Annotated in this window: 4 protein-coding genes; 2 read left to right on the top strand and 2 right to left on the bottom strand. The window is 70.7% G+C overall.

Translation table 11 applies throughout. From position 1 onward, the window contains the following. Positions 1-1687, bottom strand: a 1687-nt coding sequence (locus J0670_RS29395) for a glycosyltransferase family 39 protein (RefSeq protein WP_207814730.1), incomplete at its 3' end; no start/stop codon positions are given. Positions 1688-1810: 123 nt separating this feature from the next. Then, on the bottom strand, positions 1811-2932 hold the full coding sequence (locus J0670_RS29390; RefSeq protein WP_307806750.1) for an alpha/beta hydrolase-fold protein: 1122 nt from the start codon (positions 2930-2932) through the stop codon (positions 1811-1813). A gap of 150 nt (positions 2933-3082) precedes the next feature. On the opposite strand from J0670_RS29390, the gene J0670_RS29385 reads away from it, so the two are divergent. Both J0670_RS29385 and J0670_RS29380 read left to right on the top strand, forming a co-directional pair. Then, positions 3083-4015, top strand: coding sequence for a hypothetical protein (locus J0670_RS29385; RefSeq protein WP_207814729.1), 933 nt, complete (start codon positions 3083-3085; stop codon positions 4013-4015). 184 nt (positions 4016-4199) lie between these two features. After that, the coding region (locus tag J0670_RS29380; RefSeq protein ID WP_207814728.1) for a trypsin-like peptidase domain-containing protein at positions 4200-5234 on the top strand (1035 nt) is incomplete at its 3' end.

Raw genomic sequence — 5234 nt, 5'->3', positions numbered from 1 at the left:
CGAACGCGCCCTTGACGGACGGTCCGGCGGTGACGATCGAGCCGGTGTGCGCGGTGTCCACGGTGTCCACCGCGTACGCCGCCGGACCGCCGAGTGCCGCCGCCAGGCCCACCACGCCCGCCACCGAGGCGATCCGCGCGCCGGTCCGTCCCGAGACGTTCCCGGTGAACTGCCCGGCCACCAGCGCGACGGCCGCCACCAGCCCGCCGACCAGCACCGCCCAGCGCAGCCAGGGCAGGAAGTCGGAGCTGCGTCCGAGCAGGACGAACGCCCACACCGCCGTCACCGCGAGGGTCCCGGCCAGCACCAGCGCCCAGGGCAGCCGGTGCCGGGCCCGCCACAGCCCGTCCACGCCCATGCCGACCAGCGCCGCGACGGCCGGGGCCAGCGCCACCGTGTAGTACTGGTGGAAGATCCCGGACATGAAGCTGAAGATCAGCGCGGTGGAGATCAGCCAGCCGCCCCAGACCAGGAAGGCCGCGCGGGCGGTGTCGGTACGGGCGTAGCGGCGGGTCGCCCAGAGGCCGGCGACCAGCAGGATCAGCGCGGCCGGCAGCAGCCAGGCGATCTGCCCGCCGATGTCGCCGCCGAACATCCGGGTGATGCCGGTCTGCCCCCAGCCGCGGCCGGGCATCGCCCCGCCCGGCAGGTCGAGCCCGGCCGGCATCCGGCCGCCGCCGACGCTGCCGCGCTCGTTGCCGTCGACCCGGCCGAGGCCGTTGTAGCCGAAGGTGAGGGACAGGAAGCTGTTGTCCTGCGAGCCGCCGACGTACGGGCGGGCCGAGGCGGGCAGCAGCTCGACGACCGCCACCCACCAGCCGCCCGAGACCAGCAGGGCCACGCCCGCGAGCAGGGTCTGCCGCACCCGCCGCCAGAAGCCGGTGGGCGCCACGACCAGGTAGATCACCGCGAAGGCGGGCAGGATCAGGAAGGCCGCCAGCGTCTTGGTGAGGAAGGCGAGGCCGAACATCGCCCCGGTGAACAGCAGCCAGCGGGTGCTCGCCGTCTCGATCGCCCGCACCATCCCGTACGCGGACAGGGTGAGCAGCAGCACCAGCAGCGCGTCCGGGTTGTTGAAGCGGAACATCAGCGCCGCGACCGGGGTGAGCGCCAGCGCGGCCCCGGCCAGCAGGCCGCCGAGCGGGGAGAAGCGGCGGCGCACCGTCGCGTACAGCACGCCGACGGTGGCGGTGCCCATCAGCGCCTGCGGGGCGAGGATCGCCCAGGAGGAGAGGCCGAAGATCCGCACCGACAGCGCCATCGGCCACAGCGAGGCCGGGGGCTTGTCGACGGTGATGAAGTTGGCGGCGTCGGAGGAGCCGAAGAAGAAGGCCTTCCAGCTCTGGCTGCCGGCCTGCACGGCGGCCGAGTAGAAGGCGTTGGCCCAGCCGGAGGCGCCGAGGCCCCACAGGTAGAGCACGGTGGTCGCGGCCAGCAGCGCCAGCAGGGCCGGGCGCACCCAGCGCGGGTCGTCCGCGCGGCCGCGCCAGGCGCGGGCCGGGAGGGTGCGCAGCCGGCCGGACCAGGAGTCGATGCCCTTGGGGCCGGCGGGCGGCAGGGGCTGCTCGGGGAAGAGCGGCGCCGGGTCCGGCCGGTCGGTGCCCGGCCGCGACACCTCCGGCGGCGGGTAGTTCGCGGCCTCGGGCCACGGTTCGCCGGCCGGAGGGGAGTAGCTGCTCGTGGTCATGCGCCATACGGTGGGTGGCGCGCGTGAGAGAACCGTGAGACGGGCCTGTGAGGCGGGTGTGATCTGCCGTTTCATCCGGACGGAGGGGCCGGCGGGAGGTCTGGGCAGGACCAGCAGGGGGCCTCAGGCGGCCGCGGGCATGGTGATGTGCTGGCCGAGCCACTCCAGGGCCGGGGGGATCTCCCTGGTCCAGGTGTGGAAGTTGTGGCCGGCGGTGTCCAGGGTGATCGTGGACATCTTGGTCGGGGCCTTGAAGGCGCCGACCATGGCCTGGGTGTCGGCGTAGTTGTTCTCGTCGTTCGCGGTGGTCAGCAGCAGCGAGACGGGCGCGGGCGGCTGGTTCTTGAGCCGCCACAGCAGGTCGTTCTCCTGCTTGAGCTGGTCGCTGCCGCCGAACAGGTCGCCGGTGGTCGGGTCGTGGGCCGCGCTGTAGTAGCCGGAGAGGGCGACCGCCGCGCGGTAGGAGTCGGGCTTGCGCAGCGCGAACTTGAGCGCGCAGTAGCCGCCGGTGGAGTTGCCGATCACGGCCCGGTTGGCCGGGTCGGTGCCGATCCGGTAGGTGGTGGCGAGGGCCTTGGGCAGGTCGGTGGTGAAGAAGGTCTCGACCTGCGGGCCGTTCGGGACGTCCACGCACTCGGTGTCCCGGTCGCCGACGAGGGTGGGACGGGTCATCACCAGGATGGTCGGCGGCAGCTTCTTCTGCTCGATCGCGTTGAGGGTGGAGGCCGGGTACTGCATCAGCGATATCAGCTTCTCGGGGGTGCCCGGGTAGCCGGTGAGCACCAGGGCCATCGGGAAGCGCTGCTTGGCGTAGTCCGGCTGGAAGTACTGCGGCGGCAGGTAGACGTACGCCTCGCTGCTCAGCCCGCTGCCGGCTCCTTTGACGTCGACCTTCTGGATCAGGCCGGAGCGCTCCGGGTCCGAGCCCTGGGCCGAGTAGAACTTCTGCTCGCCGGTGACGGACACGCCGGAGGCGTTGGGGGTGTGGTCGACCACGGTGCCGAGCCCGCCGCTGGTGCCGAGCAGGTCGGTCCAGGAGCTGTAGAAGCCGAAGTAGCTGTTGGCGATCAGGCCCATGGCGGCCAGCACGGAGAGCTGGGTGGCGAGGAAGGCGCCGATCCGGCCCAGCCAGGACTTCCAGCCCTTCCCGCCGAGCCGCGGCCAGAACCACATGGTGGCGGTGAAGACGAGGATCGCGATGACCGAGGTGATGATCTGGAGGGGGAGTCCGGTGAGGCTGAGCACGTGCCCGATCGTAGTTGACTCCCTGGGAGCGGCCTGGACGGCCCCTGGGAGGCGGTCGTCTCAATGGAGTTGACCCGGGTGGTTCGTGGTCGGCACCATGTCGCAGGGTGTGCGCACGCTGTGTGCGCCAGGTGTCACCGGGGTGGGGTCATGAAGTCCATCGGCAAGGCCGGTCTGGCCGTCGGTTCGGCGCTGCTGCTCGCGGCCTGCTCGGGCGGCGGGGGCGGTTCAAGCGATTCCTCGTCCGCCGGTACGGCGGCGGGTGGGTCCGCGTCGAAGGCCGCGCCGACGAAGACTGTGGCGCCGTTCGGGCCGGTGCTCAGCAAGAACATCGATCCGGTCAACGCCGCGCTCGCCCAGATCGCTACGGTCAAGAACCTGAGCGACCTCGACGGCGTGCTCGGCACCCTCAACACCAGCGCGCGCGACGCTTCCAGGGCCCTGGGCGTGGCGGACGTCCCGGCCGCGATCGAGGAGGAGAAGCGCGACCTGGCGAACGCGCTGAGCGTGTTCCAATCCGACACGGCGGGTGTTCGTGCGGGCATCAAGGCGAAGGAGTTCTGTGCCCTGAGCTCCGCCGAGGCCAAGCTCGGCGCCTCGGAGGGGCTGACGAAGGTGTCGGCGGCCCTCACCAAACTGACGGCGGCCGGTTACTCGGCGAGCCTTACCGTCCCCCAGCTGCCCAAGCAGCAGTCCCGCTCGCTGGACAACGGCACGATGGTCAGCAAGGGCAAGCTGCGCGGAGAGGGCGTGTTCAAGGTCGACAACGGCGGCAAGACGGACGCGGTCGTCTCGCTCGTGCTGAACGGCAAGACGGTGCACTCGATGTTCGTGGGCAAGGGGCAGAAGGCCGACATCAAGGGCGTGGAGGACGGGACGTACGACGTCTACGTTTCCGAGGGTGTGGACTGGGACACCGACGCCAAGGCCTTCACGCAGAACTGCGCGTTCACCAAGTTCGAGGACAACTTCCCGTACGAGACCGGCCGTACCTCGACCTCCTGGGAGATCACCCTGCAGCCGGTGGCCGACGGTAACGCCAAGACCAACGACGTGGATCCGAACTCCTTCCCGCAGCAGTAGCGTTCACCCGATCCTCCCTTAACGGGCATACCGGGACGGGTGGTTGTCATTCGATGGCACAACACGCCTCGGGCAGTGGCGAGTTCGGCCGGAACGGTTGACCACTTGAAGTGACCATGGCACTTTCGTGCGGGCGCGGGACTCGGCAACCAGCCGGGCCCCGCGATCCCCCACAAGGAGAGCCATGTTCAAGAGACTTGTCGCGCTGGCCGGCGCGAGCGCCGTCATGGTGGGCGGGCTGGTCCTCGCCGCCCCCGCGCACGCCGTCCAGGCGGCCGATCTGAACGCGACCATAGCCCTGAGCAACTGCTCGGCCTCGCTGGTCCGTTACCCCACCTCGGTGGATGGCGACCGGGCGCTGATGCTCACCAACGGGCACTGCCTGCCGACCATGCCCTCGGCCGGCCAGGTCATCCAGAACGTCAGCGCCAGCCGCAGCGGCACCCTGCTCGACGGCGCGGGCAACAACCTCGGCACCGTCCAGGCCGACCAGGTGCTCTACGCGACGATGACCGGCACCGACGTCGCGCTCTACCGCCTCACCGACACCTACGGCTCGATCAGTTCCAAGTACGGCGTCACCGCGCTGACCGTCAACGACGCGCACCCCGTCGACGGCGCCGCGATGTACATCCCGTCCTCGTACTGGAAGCAGGTCTGGAACTGCTCCGTCAACGGGTTCGTGCCCACCCTGCGCGAGGACCAGTGGACCTGGCACGACTCGCTGCGCTACAGCTCCGGCTGCAACACCACGCACGGCACCTCCGGCTCGCCGATCGTCGACTCCGCGAGCGGGCGGATCGTCGGCATCAACAACACCGGCAACGACGACGGCGCGATGTGCACCCTCAACAACCCGTGCGAGGTCGCCGCCGACGGCACCACCACCGCCACCAAGGGCCAGAGCTACGGCGAGGAGACCTACTGGTTCACCACCTGCCTGGGCACCAACCGGACCATCGACCTCACCGTGCCCGGCTGCCTGCTCACCAAGCCCGCCGGCACCGGCGCCGTCTCGGTCAGCAGCCCCGGTGACCAGTCCACGACGGTCGGCGGCGCCGTGAACCTCCAGATCAGCGCCTCGGGCGGCACCGCCCCGCTGTCGTACAGCGCGAGCGGCCTGCCCGCCGGGCTGTCGATCAACTCCTCGACCGGCCTGATCACCGGTACCGTCTCCGCGGCGGGCAGCTCCAACGTGACGGTCACGGTGAAGGACTCG

It is taken from the genome of Streptomyces sp. FH025, from assembly GCF_017427025.1.
In the GTDB taxonomy this organism is placed as follows: domain Bacteria; phylum Actinomycetota; class Actinomycetes; order Streptomycetales; family Streptomycetaceae; genus Kitasatospora.
This window is presented reverse-complemented; position numbering and strand designations above follow the sequence as displayed.

What these genes read in the sequence shown, in the direction of transcription:
- J0670_RS29385 (WP_207814729.1), top strand. Translation starts at nt 3,083, where the DNA reads ATGAAGTCCATCGGCAAGGCCGGTCTGGCCGTCGGTTCGGCGCTGCTG.